15 protein-coding genes are annotated in these 17,759 nt (G+C 59.4%); 7 read left to right on the forward strand and 8 right to left on the reverse strand.

Going from position 1 to position 17,759, the window contains the following annotated elements; translation table 11 throughout:
* The first annotated feature begins 8 nt into the window (after window positions 1–8).
* A complete protein-coding gene (locus EEB13_RS14810) occupies window positions 9–809 on the forward strand; it encodes a hypothetical protein (protein WP_141485652.1) in 801 nt (266 codons plus the stop codon).
* Window positions 810–815: 6 nt separating this feature from the next.
* Here the strand turns inward: EEB13_RS14810 and EEB13_RS14815 are convergent, their stop codons facing one another.
* The gene (locus EEB13_RS14815) at window positions 816–2,450 is read right to left on the reverse strand and encodes a GMC oxidoreductase (RefSeq protein WP_141485653.1); all 1,635 of its coding nucleotides are present in this window, start codon (window positions 2,448–2,450) and stop codon (window positions 816–818) included.
* Window positions 2,451–2,641: 191 nt separating this feature from the next.
* On the opposite strand from EEB13_RS14815, the gene EEB13_RS14820 reads away from it, so the two are divergent.
* The 3 genes from EEB13_RS14820 (at window position 2,642) to EEB13_RS14830 (ending at window position 6,553) form a co-directional block, all read left to right on the forward strand.
* Complete coding sequence (locus tag EEB13_RS14820) at window positions 2,642–3,022, forward strand: PPOX class F420-dependent oxidoreductase (RefSeq protein ID WP_092807777.1); 381 nt, start codon at window positions 2,642–2,644, stop codon at window positions 3,020–3,022.
* 244 nt (window positions 3,023–3,266) lie between these two features.
* A complete protein-coding gene (locus EEB13_RS14825) occupies window positions 3,267–4,676 on the forward strand; it encodes an aldehyde dehydrogenase family protein (RefSeq protein ID WP_141485654.1) in 1,410 nt (469 codons plus the stop codon).
* 47 nt (window positions 4,677–4,723) lie between these two features.
* Window positions 4,724–6,553 (forward strand): AMP-dependent synthetase/ligase, encoded by a 1,830-nt coding sequence (locus EEB13_RS14830; protein ID WP_410055770.1) that lies wholly within the window; start codon window positions 4,724–4,726, stop codon window positions 6,551–6,553.
* On the opposite strand, the gene EEB13_RS14835 is transcribed toward EEB13_RS14830, so the two are convergent.
* The 3 genes from EEB13_RS14835 to EEB13_RS14845 all read right to left on the reverse strand — a co-directional run bounded on the left by EEB13_RS14835 (window position 6,554) and on the right by EEB13_RS14845 (window position 11,832).
* Complete coding sequence (locus tag EEB13_RS14835) at window positions 6,554–7,408, reverse strand: DUF1206 domain-containing protein (protein ID WP_116103364.1); 855 nt, start codon at window positions 7,406–7,408, stop codon at window positions 6,554–6,556.
* A gap of 13 nt (window positions 7,409–7,421) precedes the next feature.
* A complete protein-coding gene (locus EEB13_RS14840) occupies window positions 7,422–10,646 on the reverse strand; it encodes an HAD-IA family hydrolase (protein ID WP_141485656.1) in 3,225 nt (1,074 codons plus the stop codon).
* Between the two features lie 712 nt (window positions 10,647–11,358).
* On the reverse strand, window positions 11,359–11,832 hold the full coding sequence (locus EEB13_RS14845) for a carboxymuconolactone decarboxylase family protein (protein WP_230590025.1): 474 nt from the start codon (window positions 11,830–11,832) through the stop codon (window positions 11,359–11,361).
* A gap of 150 nt (window positions 11,833–11,982) precedes the next feature.
* Between EEB13_RS14845 and EEB13_RS14850 the strand changes: the two genes are divergently transcribed.
* Complete coding sequence (locus tag EEB13_RS14850; protein ID WP_033231979.1) at window positions 11,983–12,537, forward strand: hypothetical protein; 555 nt, start codon at window positions 11,983–11,985, stop codon at window positions 12,535–12,537.
* A 7-nt stretch (window positions 12,538–12,544) separates the two neighbouring features.
* Here EEB13_RS14850 and EEB13_RS14855 read toward each other — a convergent pair whose 3' ends face one another.
* From EEB13_RS14855 to EEB13_RS14865, 4 genes are all read right to left on the reverse strand, one after another.
* Window positions 12,545–13,417, reverse strand: a complete 873-nt coding sequence (locus EEB13_RS14855; protein ID WP_141485657.1) for a TIGR03620 family F420-dependent LLM class oxidoreductase — start codon at window positions 13,415–13,417, stop codon at window positions 12,545–12,547.
* Between the two features lie 13 nt (window positions 13,418–13,430).
* Window positions 13,431–13,640, reverse strand: a complete 210-nt coding sequence (locus EEB13_RS14860; RefSeq protein WP_141485658.1) for a hypothetical protein — start codon at window positions 13,638–13,640, stop codon at window positions 13,431–13,433.
* A 388-nt stretch (window positions 13,641–14,028) separates the two neighbouring features.
* The gene (locus EEB13_RS31520) at window positions 14,029–14,178 is read right to left on the reverse strand and encodes a hypothetical protein (protein WP_187328562.1); all 150 of its coding nucleotides are present in this window, start codon (window positions 14,176–14,178) and stop codon (window positions 14,029–14,031) included.
* Window positions 14,179–14,182: 4 nt separating this feature from the next.
* Window positions 14,183–14,674 (reverse strand): hypothetical protein, encoded by a 492-nt coding sequence (locus tag EEB13_RS14865; protein ID WP_095886341.1) that lies wholly within the window; start codon window positions 14,672–14,674, stop codon window positions 14,183–14,185.
* Between the two features lie 278 nt (window positions 14,675–14,952).
* Here EEB13_RS14865 and EEB13_RS14870 point away from each other — a divergent pair, with 278 nt between their 5' ends.
* Both EEB13_RS14870 and EEB13_RS14875 read left to right on the forward strand, forming a co-directional pair.
* On the forward strand, window positions 14,953–15,747 hold the full coding sequence (locus tag EEB13_RS14870) for a PD40 domain-containing protein (protein WP_172935554.1): 795 nt from the start codon (window positions 14,953–14,955) through the stop codon (window positions 15,745–15,747).
* A gap of 141 nt (window positions 15,748–15,888) precedes the next feature.
* On the forward strand, window positions 15,889–17,394 hold the full coding sequence (locus EEB13_RS14875) for a hypothetical protein (protein ID WP_141485659.1): 1,506 nt from the start codon (window positions 15,889–15,891) through the stop codon (window positions 17,392–17,394).
* Window positions 17,395–17,759 lie beyond the last annotated feature (365 nt).

The raw sequence follows: 17,759 nt of genomic DNA on the forward strand, positions 1-17,759 counted from the left end.
ATGGCGGAATGTCAGTTTGCACACGTTTCCGACGGGACGGCGTCCGCTGCACCAACCAGACCGAGTACGTCGACGGTTGGTGCCGCGCGGACGAGTGTGACGGATTTCTGCGGGCCGAGCAGTCTGGCGCGCCTGAATCGGTCGGTGTTCCACACGGCACGGCCAAACACATCCGCATGTCTCGAGACTTGCCGGTCGGCGACATCTCGGTCGAGGATGTCCACGACGTGCGGGTTACGGTGCGCGCCACGGACAGCTTTCGCTACCACCACGGCGGAGACGAGCGGGCAGCGGAGTTTCAACTGCGCAACATGCTTGAGGATTTCCTGCTGAAGTCTGCCCGCAGACCGTCGAGTGGCGGTTACCTGCGGCTCTCGCGCAACGGTTTCGACGTCGTGCTCTCGCCCGATCGAGGCACGATTACGGGATATTCGACGATCCACCGTGAGCGGACGTGGGAGCAGGTCAAGAGCGGGGTCAAGTCGCGTTTCTCGGGTCGTAGTCATGGCGGTCCGGGAGTGCCACGCCCGGAAATCGGTCCGCCGGTGTTGGCGGAGGACTTTGCCAACACCTTCGACCCGGCTTCCGTGCATCTGACGGTGCGGGTCCGTCAGGCGTTTGCGCGTATCCATGCGCTGACTTCCGACGTCGACACCACAATTCGGCAGTCCCTCGCGCAATGGGACCCACGGACGCTGGTCAGCATCGATGAAGGGCTGTTCGAAATCCAGGCTGACAACAATTTCTGGCTGGTCTCACCTGATTGCCGTGTGCTGATCGGGGTCCGGGACCATCCGTTCAGCAGGTAGATCGCCTCAGCGCTTCGAGTTGATGATCTCCGCGATGTTTCGCTCGGCCAGAGCTGTGATGGTCAACGACGGATTGACCGTGCCTGTGCTTCCGGGGATCGCCGCTCCGTCCATGACGTACAGACCGTCGTACCCCTTGACCCGGCCGTAACCGTCGGTGGCTTTGCCCAAGACTGCGCCGCCGAGTGGATGCGCGGTGAACGAGCAGTTGACGTCCTGCGCAAACGGCAATGCCGACGGCAGCGTCGAACCTGCAAAGGCCATTTTGTTCTGCACAGCTCGCAAGGCCTCGATCGTGGCCGCGCTGCCATTTTGCGGCCAGTTGAGAACAACACGGTCTGCGCGCGTGTCGAAGCTGAAATCGGCGCGCTGCGGATCGAGGGTCATACCCAGGCTGGCAAGCATGCCGATGTTCACCGGAACTCCTGCCGCATGCCAGTTCTCGAGAGACAGAGGCAGTCCCGTTTCGTCGACGATGCGCGATGCGGAAGGTGCTGCCTGCGCTGAGCCGTCGCTGAACCCTAAGGATCGCACCATCGCGCCGTCGCCGTTGGTGCCCCACCCTTTACCGATGTGTTCGTTGAGCTTCGGCAGGGCGCCGGTCGCCTGAGCGCGGACAAGCAGTTCGGACGTTCCGATCGACCCAGCGCCGAGAAAAAGACGATCGCACGTAATGGTGCGCCTGGTCAGCACGGCGCCGGTGGGATCACTCGATTCGACGTCGACAACGTAACGTCCGTCCTTTTCGCGGCCGATGCTCAACACCTGATGCCCGAAGCACACCGTGGTCTTGCCCGTGGCTTCAGCGGCAGGAATGTAGTTCTGAGTGAGATCGAATTTTGCGCCGTTGGAATTGCCCATGTTGGTGTCGCCGACGGTTGCGGACGGGCGGGAGCCGCCGCTCAGTTCGGAGCGAACGACGTCCCAGTTCCAGATGCCGTCGATGCGATGCGGATCGAAGCCGGCACGGCGGGCATCCTGATCCCACCGACGCGAATGCCCGAAGTTCGCCGTTCGGTAGAGATCCTCGGGCAGCGGGCTCAGGCGCAACATCTGGCGGACCTTGGGGTACCAGGTAGCGGACATCTCGTCGTAGTTCAACGAGTTGCCGAACACGGCGTCGAAGAATCTACGTTCGGGTGCGATCATCACGCCGGTAAAGATGACGGACCCGCCGCCGACTGCGGCTCCGCGCCATACCGACATGTTTTCGTAATCGGTGGCGTCGAGAACTCCACTGAAGTAATCGCACGCAACGGGAATCCCGGTGAGGTTGGTGAACGACGTCCGGCGAAACACGCCTCGGCCGTCAGCGAGCAGGTCCGAGGTATGGATTTCGCGATACGGATCATGAGGCCATCGAAGTCCCCGTTCCAATACCGTGACTTGAGTCCCGCTCTGCGCGAGTCGAAGCGCGGTGGCACTGGCACCGAATCCGGAGCCGATGACAATGGCTTCCGAATGCTGCTGGGGGACTGGTGAGGGGTCAAATAGTTCGGGAACGAGGTTGCGGTAGTGGTCCATGCCCATCGGGAGGGTGTGCCGCGGCGTCGCGTGGCTCACGGCAGTGGACGTCACCGTTGTCGTGGCGGCAACCGCTGCGCCAACACCGGCCGCCTTCAAGAAACTTCGACGCTGCATGATGAAAAGCTCAACTCCCGATACCTCGAAGACATAGGTAACGACAGAATAGCTCGAGTGAGAATTCGGTTGGGGATCATGCATAGCTTGGAGCCCCTAAAGTGCGGCAATCCGGACATATTGATTGATCGCGGAACGGTGTCTGAAATGCCGGCCGCGTGATAACCACGATTCGCACCTATCCTCGACAGGTGACCCCAGACTTCAAGCGAGTGACAGAATCCAAGTACGTCCTGCTCACCACATTCCGTAAAGACGGCACACCCGTCGCAACGCCGCTATGGGCTGCCCTCGACGGTGAGCGGTTGCTGGTGTGGACGGTGACCGATTCCTACAAGGTGAAGCGGATCAGGCGGAACCCGTCCGTGACCGTTGCAGTGTGCGATGCTCGCGGAAACCCCAAGGGTGACCCGGTCGCCGCGAAGGCAGAAATCCTCGACGGGCCTGGAACCGATCATGCCCGCGATGCGATTGCTCGTCGCTACGGAATCATCGGCTGGCTCACCATGAAGGGCAGTCTCCTCCGTCGCGGCAAGACCGGAACTGTCGGAATCGCGATTTCCGAAACATAGTCGGGTGTCTATTCGATGAATAGTGTTTGTGGACAACATGATTGGATGAACTGATCAATCGAGCTGACGGCTAACGTGCCGCAGTGTAGCGAATGTGGAGATCCATTCCTAGCCATCGAATGGTGTGGCTCGGGTCGATACGCTGGACATGTCGGTGTGTGCGACGCACCAGCACAGACGCACCATCACAATGGGTGCTCTCCCTCATCGGCATGTCCAGATCTTCGATCTGACGGAGTTTCCCATGACACTCACCAATCAATCACATTCCAAGGGTTCGTCCGCAGAATCTGATGTCGCGCCTGTCGTGGCTCAGCTTCGGGAAGTGTATGCAGGTGGCCGGACCCGTAAAGCAGACTGGCGCAAAGGCCAGATCGAGGGAATCGAACGATTTCTCGACGAACGCGAGCAGGAGATAGCGGCGGCTCTTGCGGCAGATCTCGGACGCAGTGAGATGGAGGCGTGGCTCGCTGACGTCGCACTCGTCAAGGCAGAGGCGACCTACGCGCGAAAACGTCTGCGCTGGTGGATGCGTCGGCGACCACAACCGCTCCCGCTGAACCAACTGCCGGCAGTCGGCTGGGTCCAGTACGAGCCGCGCGGTGTCGTGCTGGTGATCGGAGCCTGGAACTATCCCGTCTATCTCACTCTCGTCCCCCTTGTTGCAGCACTTGCTGCGGGCAACGTAGTCGTCGTCAAACCGTCGGAAGGGGCTCCTGCGACGTCCGCACTGCTGGCTCATTGGCTGCCGCGGTACGTCGATCCAGAGGCCGTTGTGGTTGTCGAAGGCGATGCACAGGTGACGCAGGAACTATTGTCCAAAGGCCCTGACAAGGTGTTGTTCACGGGCGGTACCGAGATCGGGCGCAAGATCCTGGCAAGAGTGGCGCCGGACTTGACGCCGGTACTGCTCGAACTTGGTGGCAAGAGCCCGGTCGTCGTCGCTGCCGACGCCGAAATGGATGTCGTAGCCAGACGCGTTGCGTGGGCGAAGTTGTTCAACTCGGGACAGACATGCCTTGCGCCCGACTACGTGCTCGCGGAACGGTCGATCCACGAACAATTGGTGCGTCGCATCATCGACACTCTCACGCAGTTTCGCGCCGATCAGCAGGGCCAGGGATTGCAGATCGTCAACGAGCGGCAGTTCGACAGGCTCGCCGCAAGCCTGGCCGACACTTCCGGGCGGATCGTGTTCGGGGGTGGATCGAATCGTGATGCCCTCACGATAGAACCGACGGTGATCACCGACCCCGATCCTGACGACGCAGTGATGCAGGAGGAGATCTTCGGGCCGATTCTTCCTGTGCTCGCCGTGGATTCGATCGACGAGGCGATCACGTTCGTCAACGCGCGACCCAAACCACTTGCTGCGTATTACTTCACGAGTTCGCGAACCGTGGCGACAAAGCTGGTCAATGCGATCAGTTCTGGTGGGGCAGTGGTGAATCATGTGACCGTGCACGCGATGGTGCCGCAATTGCCGTTCGGTGGTGTCGGTGACAGCGGGATGGGCGCCTACCACGGAAAGTGGGGCTTTGACGCGTTCAGTCATCGTAAGTCTGTGCTGGTCAAGCCATTCAAGCCTGATCTGAAGTTCGTCTACCCTCCGTATTCCGCGCGTTCCGTGAAGATCATGCGCAGACTGTTCTGAATCCTCGACTTCGGCAATCGATTTCGATGTCCGCAGGAGAAGTGATGATCGATGGCACCGATGACATAGTTCTTGTCCATCCGTCGGGAAACGAAGTGCGTACCGCAGTAGAGGCGTTCCAGCACACCGCGCGGATGCACCCCGACAAAGTCGCGTTGCGGACTCCTGGCGGACATCAGGAGGTGACCTGGCGTGAATACGCGCGGCGTGTCGAGGCCATCGCCGGTGGACTGGCCGAACTAGGCGTTCGGCGCGGCGACACCGTCGGGCTCATGCTCACCAACCGGCCGGAATTCAATCTCGTTGATACTGCAATCACGCATCTAGGAGCTATTCCGTTTTCGGTGTACAACACCAGCGCGCCAGAACAACTCCAATTTCTGTTTACCGATGCGGGCAACAAGGTGGTCGTCACCGAGCAGGTGTTCCTGTCGCCGATCGCAGCATCTCGCGTGACATTCGAGCACATCGTCACCGTGGACGGCCCGGCGGATGGAGCGCTCGAGTTGGCGGAGATTGAATCGAATCCGGCCGCGAACTTCGATTTCGAGGCGTCGTGGCGAGCGGTGAGACCGGACGATTTGGTGACCCTTGTCTACACCTCGGGCACCACCGGTCCCCCTAAAGGTGTGGAGGTCACGCAGCGCAACGCAATCGCTGCCGCCAGGGCGATAGCCGGCTTCGACCTCGGGTTCGAGGACCGGGCTATCTCGTACCTGCCGTCGGCCCACATTGCGGATCGGATTTCCACGCACGGCGCCAACCAGATCTTTGGTGTGCAAATCACGGCGGTCGGAGATCTGCGCGACTTGATGTCCGCGCTGTCCGATGTCCGGCCGACCATGTTCGTCGGTGTCCCACGGGTCTGGATGAAGATCAAGGCCGGAATTGAGGCAAAGCTGGCAGCGGAAACAAACCCGATCACGTCCAAGTTGGCGGCGTGGTCTTTCGCTGTGGGTGCGCGAGCGGCGAGAGCGACTCTGAACGGGACACCACGGGGGCGGGCGTTGCAACTGCAATACCGGGTCGCCGACACCTTGGTGTTTTCGAAGGTGCGGACCGCGTTGGGGTTCGATCAGCTCAGGTTGGCTTTCACAGGCGCAGCGGCTATTCCTGTCGAGATCCTCGAGTACTTCACCGGCTTGGGTATCCCGTTGCTCGAGATCTGGGGGATGTCGGAAACTATCGGCCTCGGTGCGATGACCACGGCCGACAATCTGAAGATCGGGACAGTGGGTAAACCCGTCACGGGCGTAGAAATCAGACTCGCAGCGGACGGTGAAGTTCTGGTACGAGGACCGATCGTGATGCGCGGATACCGCAATCAGCCCGAGAAGACCGCTGAAACAATCGATTCGGACGGCTGGATGGCGACTGGCGATATCGGAAAGTGCGATGACAACGGCAACCTGACCATCGTCGACCGCAAGAAAGAACTCATCGTCAATTCGTCGGGAAAGAACTTGGCGCCCAACAATATCGAGAATGCTGTCAAGGCATCCTCGTCGTTGATCGCCCAAGTTGTCGCGATCGGTAACAACCAGAGCTACGTCACCGCGCTGGTGACGCTGGATCCGGACGTCACTGATCTGCGAGCAGAGGCCCTAGGGGTGTCCGGAGCGCAACTCGCGGATTTGGCAGCACACCCGAAGATCGTGGAAGAGGCAACACTGGCAGTCAGGGCTGGAAACGCAAAACTATCCAGAGTTGAACAGGTGAAACGCTTTTCGATTATTCCATCGGCGTGGGTTCCAGGCGGTGATGAACTGACGCCGACGATGAAGTTGCGGCGCACACCGATCGCGAGTAAGTATGCCGACACGATCAAAGCGCTCTACGCAGAACGCAGGAATGACGGTGTCATCAACGTGGGTTGATCACATCTTGGCCGATCGGGCCATAGCGAAGGAGTAGAGACCGTAGGTGATGATGCCAAGTCCCGCGGCCACCAGGAGTGCGACTCCGTAAGGTTGGGCGCCGAGGGTTTTCAGGGCACCGTCGAGGCCGGAGGACTTATCGGGGGCCGATTGGATCACCGCAACGATCACAAGCACACCCACTGCCGCAATGGCCAATCCCTTGGCGATATACCCAACCGTGCCGAGGCGTCGAACCAGATCACTGGTGGGCCCATCGAGGTCGTCGAGGAAGTTCTGGCTGGCTCCCTTGTACACGTGGTAACCGCCGATCGCGACAATGACGAGAGCGCCGACAACGAGTGCGACCGAGCCGACACCGGATTGCATCAGACGCGCGGTGATCCCGGTGCTCTGGCTGCTGCTGGATTTGCCGATTCCGCGTGCAAAACCCCACGAGGTGAACGCAAATGCAAAGTAGACCGCGGCCAGGGAGAACGCCTTGATTCGATCGAATATTCGCGACAATTTCTTATTGGCATCGGGCCTGGACGAACTGCCGAGTACACCTTCAACCACCCGCCACAGGCCCATAGCTGCAAATACGACGACGCCGATCCAGAGCGCCAAGCCGCCACCCGGCTTGTTCGCCAGTTCTGTCATCGCCCCGGACTGGTCTGCGGTTCCGCCGCCGCCCCCGAGAGCGAGGCGGATGGCGATGTAGCCGATGATCAGGTGAACGATGCCGCTCCCGACGAAGCCTGCTCGGGCAATACGCTCGAAGATGCTGTTCTGGGCGACTTGGCCGGCGGTAGAGGACGAGTTGTTGTATCCCGTCGACGCGGAATTTGGATCGTCCGGGTTGGTGTGAGGCATGTTGGATCTCCAGTTACTGGGCGGAAACGGTTACGGACGATCCTGGTAATACTATGTGACTGCTGCCGTCGATCGAAAGTTCGATCGGTGCAGCATCTTTCGTCTCCGACGATACGGTCACTGAAGAATGTGTGCACTGGATCTGCAATCGATGGCCACGGTAGTAGATCGTGAAGGCAAGTTCGCTCAGTTCGATCGGCAATTGCGGATGCAACCACACAACATCGTCGCGGAAGTCGAGGCCGGTGTAACAGCGTTCGAGAATATCGATCGCGCCCGCCATCGCAGCGAGGTGAATGCCCTCTCGCGTACGGCCATGCTGGGAGTCCGAGAGATCCGACGCGAGCGCGCTGCGAAGCATGTCCCATGATTGCGAACGATTACCGCGGACGAGCACCCAGGTGTGCGCGATTCGGCTGAGAGTCGATCCGTGCGTGGTGCGGGACAGATAGTAATCGATCATGGACGGAATCGACGACGGATCGAAGTGGTAACCCAACCGTGCGATCAGATCTGTCAGTTCCTCCGCGGAAAATACATACAGCAGCATGAGTAAGTCTGCTTGCTTGGATGCCTTGTAGTGGACGGTCGAGTCGCCTTCAGCTTCGAGAATGAGATCGAGCCGACCGATATCGAGGTACCGGGATCGGTAGTCTGCCCAATCCAGTTCTTTGAGGGTATCGAAACCCTCGAATTGCGCGAGCAGGCCATTCGGAAGGAAGGTGAGGCGCAGACGACGACTCATTTTGTCCCAGGCCGCCAACTCGTATTCTGTGACCTCGAGGTCTTCGGTGATGGATCGGCTTGTGCGGCCGAGAATCTCGACGGCGTCGAGCGCTCGCATCAGTGACCACTCCGTCATGATGTTGACGTACGTATTGTTGTCGATGCCTTCGCCAGGGCGACCTGGATAGCCGTCATGAAATTCGTCCGGGCCCATGACGCCACGGATGTCGTAGCGGTCATCGGTGGCGTCGTAGTCAGCCCGGCTGATCCAAAAGCGCGCATTTTCGACTAGAAGTTCGACCGCGTGATTCCTGAGAAATTCGAGGTCGGTGGTTGTTTGCCAGTAGTGCCACACGTTGTATGCGACGGCGAGGTTCACGTGATGCTGACGTCGGGAATTGTCGGGCATCCAGCGCTTGGATCGCGGATTGAACAGTGCAGTCGGCGTTTCCTCGCGCCCATCGCTACCGCTCTGCCAGGGGAACAGCGCGCCGACGTGTCCTATCTTTCCGGCATTGCTCTTTGCCTGTCGAAGTCGGCGACTTCGATACAGCAGCAATGATCGTGTCAATTCGGGTAGGCGCAGAGTCAGGATTGGCGTGACAAACAATTCGTCCCAGAACACGTGCCCGCGATAGGCCTCGCCGTGTAGTCCTCGCGCCGGAACGCCCACGTCGAGATCGATGGTGTGCGCGGACAGGGTCTGCAGTGCGTGAACGAGCTGGACGTTGGCGGCCAAAGATGTTGTGACATCGGAGCCCAGAGTGATGGCAAATTTGTGCCACAGAAGCTCCCACGCGATGCAATGCCGGCGGAACAATTCGCGGTGATCGGCCGCATCGATTGCGTGTTCCCGTGCAGCATGTTCGGGTTCCGCTATTGCATGGTCACGAGATGTGAAGAGCGACATGGTTTTTTCGAAAACTACGGGCTGACCCGATGTTGCCGTGTATGAGACCAACTGTGCGACGGAATTTTCGCTGACGTCCACGCGCCGTGTGTGTTGCGGCGTCGACCCGTCATCGAACCGGACTCTCAACCGTTCACATTGCGACACACGGATATGTGAGGTCGACGTTTCGACTGTCGTCGAAACACGTTCGTGATCAACCGCTTCTGCGGAAATGACGGTGAGGTGGTGATTCGCCAGTAAGGAATAGTCCGGGACGTTGTTGTTGGACACGGCTGCATTGATTCCTGAGCGCACATGGACAGTGCCGTCCCAGTTCTCGGGGATGATCGTCGTGCAGATTGCTGCGAGGTGAGGATCGTCCATCGATACGAATCGTTGTTGACGAATTCTGGTCACTCGGCCGGTGATGTCGCGGAAAGTCGTCTCACGCCGAACCGTCCCGCAGCGTAGATCGAATTCTTCATGGTGATGATCGATCAGATGGGACCCGCTCCCAAGCCACTGGCCGTCGGGTCCGGCCACGGTGAATACCGTCCAATCCGGAATATTGACGGCACTTTCGTCGTCGCGAGACCTACCCGCTGCCTCCGAAGTCAATCTGTTGTAGCACCCGGCGATGTATGTGCCGGGGTAGTGCACGCCGTCGTCATGTGATTCCGGGAGCGCTCCGCGGGTGGCGAAATAGCCGTTCCCCTGTGTCAACAGTGTTTCCCGCAGCCCAGCGGTGTCGGGGCTGAGGCCGCGGTATTCGAGGGACCAGGACGGGTCGGCGCCGTCGGTACACAGTTCGCACGCAGCATCGTCGTTGTCGCCCTCTGCCGAGGCAGAGGTGACGAAGTGGTAATCGATTTCGCTGACGTCGGACACCACGAAGTCGGCTCCGCTGCCGATCAGGTCTGCAACGTTCTCCGCCGGGCCCAGTCCGATACTGAGGCCGAAGCCGCCGGAATTGGCAGCGCGGATTCCGGCGGTCGCGTCCTCGATGACAACACACTCAGATGGCGGGACTGACAGGCGCGCTGCAGCTTCCAGATAGGTGTCGGGGTTCGGTTTCCCTGCAAGGCCGCGCTTTGCGGCGTCGATGCCATCACAGCGGATATCGAAGAGGTTTGCCAAGTGGGCGCTGTCGAGTACGAACTTCGCGTTTCTGCTTGCCGAGACAATCGCTGTGTGGACGCCGGCCGAGCGCAACTGCTGAATCCACCGGACCGTGGGAACAATCACTTCGACACGGTGTCGACCAAGCTCTTCGAGGAAGTACGTATTCTTGCGCCCGAGAAGGTCGGTGATGGTAACCGCATTCGGGGAGCCCTCCGAATTTCCCAGCGGGAGAACCACATCGCGCGACGTGAGGTACGACTGCAGGCCTTGAGCTCGTGCTTTGCCGTCGATATATCGCCGGTAGTCGTTGTCGCTGAGTTCCACATCGCCGACCTCGCCTCGCTCGGTCAGGTAGTGGAAAAGTCGCCGCCAGGCCGCGAGATGAACTTTCGCGGTGTCGGTGACCACACCGTCCATGTCGAACAAGACGGCTCGCAAGACCTTGCCGTCGATGACGATCGACGCCCGAAGAGTTTCATCTGCCCGCCAGATCGTCATGGCAGTAGCGCTGGCGATCTGGGCGAATGGATCGAGGTAGGGAGGGCTTCGCTCGCGTCGAACGCAGAAGTGCCTGCGTGGATTACCAATCTCGCTCCCTTCGGCAATGCGGTTCCCTTCACGGTATCGGATATTCCGGAGAGAGTGGCGATGCGCAGCTTGCCCATCGCGTGTTGGTCTGCAAAGTATTTCGCCACGCGGGTTCCGATAACTTTTCCGAAGATTAGCTTGAATTTTTTCACCAGCATTTCAGGTGGGATTAATATGCGCATTACAGTCGGTTGAGCAGGCTGTATACGCGAAATTAACCCATGTCTTGCTGATTGTCGTATTTTCGACTCTTCGGTGGAGATGCTGTGCGCGATGACAAAACATGATCTACATTCGGTGTTGTAAGGATTGATTCAACCTCACCACGGAAGGGAAGATTGAAATGGGTAGTTTGGAAGATTTCGATATCTCGGCAGTGCTGCAAAAGTTGATCGCATTCGTGGATTCATTCTCATCGGACTCGCCGGAGACCGTGGAATAATGTAAGTGACGAAAGGTGCTGCGTACGCCCTATTAGGGTGCGTACGCAGCACCAACTGTCGTTTGCGGAGCGTGCAGCGCCGACCATGTATTCGACTCTGATTGAATACGAAATCTATTTATTCATCAAATTATCTGCATCCCGGAATACAGTCCCGTTCTATTCCTTGTCCGCATAGTGTTAAAGCGGGGCGAGCTCCTGATGGGTTGAGATGGCGAGCCGATTCCAAGTGTTGATCGCTGAGATTGCCATCAACAGGCGAATGATCTGATTCTCGGAGTACGACGCCTTCACTCGCGCCCAGACTTCATCCGAGACGCCACCTTTCCCGATGAGCGTCACTTCTTCCGTCAATTCCAACACGGCCTGCTCGGCCTCGCTGAACCACGACGACGCTTCTCTCCAGGCCGCTAATACGTCCAGCCGGCGTTGATCCTCGCCGTCTTTTCGGGATTCGGTTGTGTGCATGTCCAGACAGTAGGCGCAGCCGTTGATCTGCGAGGCACGGATTTTCAGGAGATGGAGTGTTTTCGATTCGAGGTCGCCGGCGTGGACATATTTCTCGATGGCCAGCATGCCTTTGTACGCCTCGGGGTCTATGTCGGTGACAGACAGTCGTTGGGTGGCGTGGGGTCGACTTTCGATGGTGCTCACGTGGTCCTCCTTTTGCGTCTGCTGGGGGAGCGAGCCGTGATCGCTCCGAGTTCCACGTTAGTGACGAGGAATTGCTTTTTACACCGCTGGCGCTCGAGTGGTGTGTCCTGTTTCGGCACCGTGCGCATCGTCGTATGCCAGAGTCGCCAGATGAGCGAAGCGGTGGGCCCTGAGGCTTGGTGGACTGTGCTCGTCGGGATCACAGCGCTGCTCGTTGCCGGCGCTTGTGGTGTTGCCCTGTGGAGTGCTGTGCCACTCGCTTCGTATGTGTACTTCGCGCTCGCCATGGCCGTGCTCGCTGCCCTGGGTGCAGTGTGGTTGATACTCAGCCTGATTGGGTGGTTCAAATTTCGAGCCTGGCGCTGGAGTTTGATTGCACCGGCGCTCGTTCTCCTCACATGTGCACTTGTAGCGCTGTCGGTGCCGTCGCGAATTGCGTTCATGGCGTCGAAGGACTCACTGGCTGCCGAGGCCCAGGAATGCTCGACGTCGGCGACTGACCGTCGAATAGGTGTGTATCAGGTCAGGCGGATCGAGTCAGTTGAGCACGGGTGTCTGTTCTTCATCGAAGGCGGGCTGATCAATTCGATCGGTCTGGCGTACCTGCCGGGCGGGGCGCCGTATCTCGGCGTTCCCAGACATGACGGCGACATCGGCTACCAGGAATTCGACGGTGATTGGTACACGTTCGTGCAAGTGTTCTAGGTGCCTGTCAGGCGATCAGTGCCGTGGCAAGATCCCGATATTCTGCCGCTGGGAAGGAAGTCGGGTCTGCAGTGAGCACTTGGATTGCTACTTCGTCGGCGCCCGCTTCGTAGTGCGCTTCGATGCCGGCACAGACACGTTCGAGGTCACCCCACGGAATCAGCGTGTCCATCAGAGCGTCGCTACCTCCGTCCAACAAATCCTTGTCGGTGTACCCCAGACGGCGGAGGTTGTCCGAGTAGTTCGGCAACGACAGGTAGCCGCGCATGTATTCGCGGGCGATCCCACGGGCAATGGTTTCGTCCTCTTCGAGGACCACGGCAACTTCAGGTGCGAGCAGTGGCTCGGCTCCGAGAATCTCGCGGGCCAGCGCTGTGTGTTCTGGCGGGACAAAGTAGGGGTGTGCTCCGGCCGATCTGGCAGCCGACAGCTTGAGCATGCGAGGGCCGAGGGCTGCAAGGACTCGGCGACTGGCGGGGACCGGTTCCGGTGCGGCGTCCAAAGCGTCCAGGTACTGGACCATGTGCGTGTAAGGCTTGGTGTAGGTGTGCTGCGCCTTCGCATCGACGATCGGTGCGTGGCTGGTTCCTACTCCCAGGAGAAAGCGGCCAGGGTAGTCGCGCTCGAGGTTGCTGACGGCTTGGGCGGTTTCGGTGGGGTCAGCATGCCAGATGCTGGCAATGCCGCTGGCGACACCGATTCGCGTTGTCGCAGATAGCACTTCGCCGTACACGGCAGGCAGGCCTTCTCCGAAACCGCCTGACGTCCACAACCGCGTGTAACCCAACTCGTCGAGTTCGCGAGCTGCGTCGAGTGCTGCCTCGCGATGTTGCGGACTCAGCCAGAGCGCGCCACCCCATGCACTTACTTGTCGTGTCATAACGTGAGCCTAGCTATTGATCCACCTGAGGGTGATGAATCACCACGTTCAGTGTTGGGTCGGAGACGAGAGTTCCGTGGTGATAGAGGACCGTCCAATCACGTTCGCGCCGTTGCCAAATAGTTGCCCTGCGTGTGAGCTTGGTGTCTTGCTGGAGTGGATAGGTCAGTAGATAGGTAGCCGGGGCGATCTCGCGTAGGTGGAACTCTCTGGTGGCGGACACTGTCCTTGCAGCCTTGGTATCCCCAATTCGCCTTGCAGCAGTTTCGCAACACAGTGAACCGGCGTGTGATATCGAGAAGCTCGTTGACCTCGTTGTCGGCCCTCAGTCCAGACGATAGCGATGCCCATCCGCGTATTCCCCACGCCGTCTATCCGGTCGACTACGGGATATCTTGTCGGCACCGACACCGGCGCAGCGCCGGGTCCGAGTCCAGCATCCAGGCCGTCACCGTTGGATACAGCTTTCCGGCGCGATTCGAAAGTACAGATCACCCGGTCGACCGCCGCGTGGCAATTGTGCACGCGCAGGCGGGATCATCCGCGCGTGTGCATAATCGGCGAGCGAACTCGGCGACGTCACAACCCACTATGGGGGGTATACGCCTCACTCAGAGCAGAGAGAAGAAGCAGCTCGATTCCGAACTGTCGCCGGTAGGGCGAGCGGTCTGGGTGCTGCGTTTGAGGTCCGACGTGTACAGCGACGGAACAACATAGAGCGGTCTCAGTTCGCGCAAGCCGAACCGCGATCGAATCTGCATGCGCTCATTCTTTCCAGACGCCATCGGTGGCTTTGATCTCGCGGATCATCGAAGGTCCGCCTGTGGGCCAGGTCTGGATGAGGTAGTCCTCGGTGGGGGTGTCGACGTCGAGGTCCCAGTGCGATGCTCGTCCACGGGTGGCGATGCGGAAGTGCCGAGCACCTCGGTGGGAGGTGAGCTTCCCGAATTCTTCGACGATCTCGTTTGCCAAGGTGATGAAAAGCATGGGTTCGCGGCACACGACGGTGACTTCTTCGATGTTGTCCCATGCGTCGAGATCGATATAAGGTCCACCGTTTTCGAAAATGTGGTCTTCACCGGACAACAGTTCAAGTGTGACATTGACGGGACCGTAGGCGATTCCGGTGTGAACGGAGATGAGGTGGTTGCCGGCGTCGAAAACCTGGCCGGTGGTGTAGGTGTCGGTGGGATCGGCGTCGGCCGCCGAGATGAGAAACGTGTGGTGCTCGACCTCTATCAATCCCGTGATCGTCATTGGTTGATTAGAGCAGTTGGCCCTGCGCGCGTCGTGACTGCGGCAAGAAATCGTCGGGTTGTCATTGCGGTCTGGGACTTGACGGCCCGTCGGCCCTGGCACACTCGCAGTAATAGTTGGCCAGGTTCCTGGTCCTCACGGTTAGGGAGCTGAGGTCGATGATGAGAGTTCGCAGAAATTACGGTTGGCTTCGATCGAGCAAATCAAGAGTCCTCGTTGTTGCGGCTCTTACCATGTTCTTCGTCGCGGCTTGTAGCAGCCCTGAACCCGAACATGACGTGGCGACAGAAATCATTGCCTTTGCAGATGGCGACGGTTCGATTTACACGATGAAGCCGGACGGGAGCGGCCTTCGCCAGCTCACCACCACCATCACTGACGACAACTACTCTGAATACGCGTCCGACCCTGCTGTCGCTCCGGATGGAAGCAAGATTGCTTACACCCGCGGATCTGGGATCGCGGTGATGAACGTCGACGGAACCGAGCAGACGACCGTGACCGACCGCGGCGGTTCCCCCAATTTCTCGCCGGATGGTTCGAAAATCGTATTCGGCTGCGTCGGCGGGATTTGCCTGATCAATGCTGACGGTTCCGATCGGCAACAACTCTCACCGGAGGTGAATGACGATCGCAGCATCCCGAGTAGGTCTTTTCCTTCGTTCTCCCCGGACGGAACGAAGATCATCTTCAACGAAAATGGCTACATTGCAGGGTTTTCGGCTGACGGCACCGGATGGTTCCAGGTGCTGCGTGACCAGTACTGGAACTCCGATCCCGCCTATTCGCCGGATGGGTCGACGATCGTCTTCTCGAGCAACCGTGGCGGGAAGAATCAATCCGAGACATATGTGATGACAGCCGACGGTAAGGACATTCGCGCACTTACGACGGAACATGATGTCGGAGCCGTGTATTCGCCAGACGGCTCGAAAATCGTCTACACGCACGGGGTAGCTGAACCTCGCACCCTGGTGGGTATCTGGGTCATGAACCCAGACGGCAGCGAACCACGGCCGTTGACCTCGAAATCGCTGATCGCTCAAGCCCCCAGTTGGGGCGGATATGCGTAACGTCACCCTTTTGGGGTAATTGTCGCAATTTTTCGGGAATAGGCCTGGCCGCAAACAAATGTGTGGTCGACTCGAACCGCACATAGCGCGGGTCTCTGTCTGTCGTCCGCGAAAAACACTCCCACGGGGAATGGAGATGCGATGCAGAAGGTGCCGAGCGGGACGAGGGGCCGACTGGTTCTGACAGCTCTGACCGCGGTACTGATTGCAGCAGGCGGTGGCAACGCATCCGCTCAGCCCACATCCTGGGGTCCACTCGCCGCTCCCAACCCGTTCCTCGGACCCGCGGGTACCTCGACGATGCACGGTGACGCCGGTTCCTCCGATGCGACACCGCTCAGCGGTCCGGGCACCGGAAAATTAGCCGTTGATCCGCTTCCCTTGGCTGCAGCATGCCCGACACTGCTCGAGGGATCCGATGGATTGGTTCTTGCGCTGTGTACCAGCATCCTCGGCCAGACTCCGACGGTGCACCTGATCGACACGTCGGCGCTCGGCACCGGATCGGCGGGTTCGTCAGTCGGATCATCGTCAGTCGGATCATTCTCACCTGCTGCTTCCGTTGCGCAACTTGAACTTGCGAAAGGCAGCTTGCTCGGCGGTGTCTATGCGTACCTGGACAACGACAACCGGCTTGTTGCGGTGGATGGTAACCGCACGCTGGTGCGGGTGCAGCACGAACAGAAGCCAAACGGCGGTTGGCGACTCTTCGTCGACCAATCAGTTGATCTGACCTCGTCAATTCCCGACGGCGACAATGTCACCGGCCTCGCACCGGACTGGCAAGGCAACGTGTGGTTTGCGACTGGTGCCGGTCGCGTCGGTAGCGTCGACGGGGGAGGAGTCGCCCGCACACTGCAATTGCCGGCCGGCGAGGAAGTGCAGAACAGCATCTCCACCTCGGCGTTCGGCACCGCCGTCGCGACTACTCACGCGCTGTACCAGCTCAGCGCCGCGCAGGACGGCACCCCGACAATAGATTGGCGTGCACCGTACGACCGTGGCAGTGCCCGCAAGCCAGGTCAACTCAGCTGGGGAACCGGTTCCACGCCAACCTATTTCGGCCCAAACGGAGACGACTACGTGACGATCGTCGACAATGCCGACACTCAGGTGCATCTCTTGGTCTACCGAGCTGCGACCGGTGAAATGGTCTGCAGTCAAAAGGTTCTCAGTACCGCAGGGCCAGGCAGCGAGAACTCGCCGATTGGTATCGGCAACTCGGTGTTCGTGGCCGGCACTTACGGCTACCCCTACCCGACGGTGCCCGAAGGCGCCGGGCCCGCGGTACCCGCGAGTGCACCGTTTGTCGGCGGCATGACGCGAGTCGATGTCGATAATGCTGGAACCGGATGCCACACAGTGTGGGACAACGACGCTCGTAGTTCTGCCGTGCCGCATCTGTCGACTGCCGACGGAAATTTGTACACCGTCGTTCGTCAAGGGCTTCCGCTTTCATCCGACAGCACCACCCCACTCGACGGCTTTGCGTTCACGGTGATCGATCCGAACACCGGGGAGGTGCTTGCGTCGCGCGATCTGCCCGGGACCATCGTCAACGACACCTTGCAGATGTCCGCGCTGATCAATTCGAGTGCTGACTACCTTCAAGGGACGATCACTGGAGTAATCCGAGTCGGCGGCTAAACACAGCCCGCCGACCTCGACGCACTCTGCACCGCTATCGGCAAGCGCACAGCCGTGCATCTGTAACCGGCGTCTCGGCACCCAGTATCAGGCAATCTCACGCGTGCTGCGCGGAATTCGATGACCTTCGATGATTCTCTGCCTGAGGGGAGGAATCGCAATGCAGCATGGTCGGTATCAGTTTTCCGGTGTTGTCGATCCTCGATACCGAAACACTGTCGCTGCAACCGTGATTCAACTTCACTGCGTGGGCAATAGCGTCCCGGTCGGATTCGAATTCCCCAACTGTCGAGGTGCCTTCCGGGAGGGTGATCTTGTACTTCTCCATTGCAAAACTTCTTCGTGTAGTCCTATCGAGGGCCTAC

The organism is Rhodococcus sp. WS3 (assembly GCF_003797085.1).
Lineage (GTDB): Bacteria > Actinomycetota > Actinomycetes > Mycobacteriales > Mycobacteriaceae > Rhodococcus_F > Rhodococcus_F globerula.